Source organism: Mycobacterium sp. E2479 (assembly GCF_001667925.1).
Taxonomy (GTDB): Bacteria; Actinomycetota; Actinomycetes; order Mycobacteriales; family Mycobacteriaceae; genus Mycobacterium.
Map to the genome: position 1 here is coordinate 1 of NZ_LZJR01000037.1, position 1,104 is coordinate 1,104.

At 64.9% G+C, this 1,104-nt stretch carries 1 pseudogene; it reads right to left on the bottom strand.

What is annotated here, in order from left to right:
* Positions 1-1,104, bottom strand: a pseudogene (locus A5686_RS27525) (hypothetical protein); the annotation flags it as partial.

The following is a 1,104-nucleotide window of genomic DNA, read 5'->3' on the forward strand; positions in this document are numbered from 1 at the left end:
GTGCGCTCCCGCGTCCGAGAAGCCCATTTGGACGCCTGATTCACGGGCCAGCTTCTTGAGCAGCTCGGGACGGTGGTTGGAGATGGTGGTGCGCCACCGCAGCGCGCCGCCGTGCTCGACGACCAGGTCGAGGAACGCGTCGACGGGGTGCAGGCCGCCGCGGTCAATACCTACCTGCCCGAACGACTTACCGATCACCGACGGGTCGGGGCACGCCACGATTTCGGCATCGAAGAAGTCGCGGTGCCAGACCCGCAGCCCAAACTTGCTGTCGTAGTCCTTGCGGAACCATCGACGGTAGTCCTCGTCGCACAGGAGCTCATTGCGCGCGGCCACTTGTTCTTTCAGATGCATGGCCGCCGCGCCGGAACCGAACTCTTCGAAGACCGGCAGGTCGATTCCATCGGAGTACAACTCGAATGGCACCGGCAGGTGCTGAAACCGCACGCTGGCGCCCAGTAGCTTGTTCAGCAGACGAGTCCCCGGGCCGAACACGTAAACCGACAGCGGCATCGACTTGGCGTCGGCGGATACCAGCATGCTCATCCGAACGCCCTTGCCCCAGTTGAGTAGCCGGCTGCTGGCCAGGAAGAAGAGCATTCCGGTCGACGGCCTTGCCACGTTGGGGGCGCTTTGCAGAATTCGGCCGCGCTTGCGCAGGACCTTGATCAGCTTGCGCCGCTCCCGCCACGTCGCGAAAGTGGACGGCAGGGCGCGGGAGCGGAACCGTTCGCCGTCTAGTTTGTCTATGGGGGCGTCCATTCCGGACATGCCGAGGACACCGGCGTCCAGGGCCTCGTCCAGCAGTTCGGCCATCTTCTCCAGCTCGGCCTCGGTGGGCCGCACCGCGGCGTCGGTGGCCCGATCAAGTCCCAGCACCGCGGTCCGCAGGTCCGAATGACCAAGCAGTGAACCGATATTGGGACCCAGCGGCAGGGCGTCGATCGCCTTGATGTACTCCGCGGCCGTCGACCACGTTCGGTTGGAATCCAGTGCGCCGAAGACGTATTCGTGCGGCACCGCCTCCACGCGGCTGAACAGGTCGGCGGCGTCTTGGGAATCAGCGTAGACCGTCGACAACGAGCAGTTGCCCAGCAGCAATGA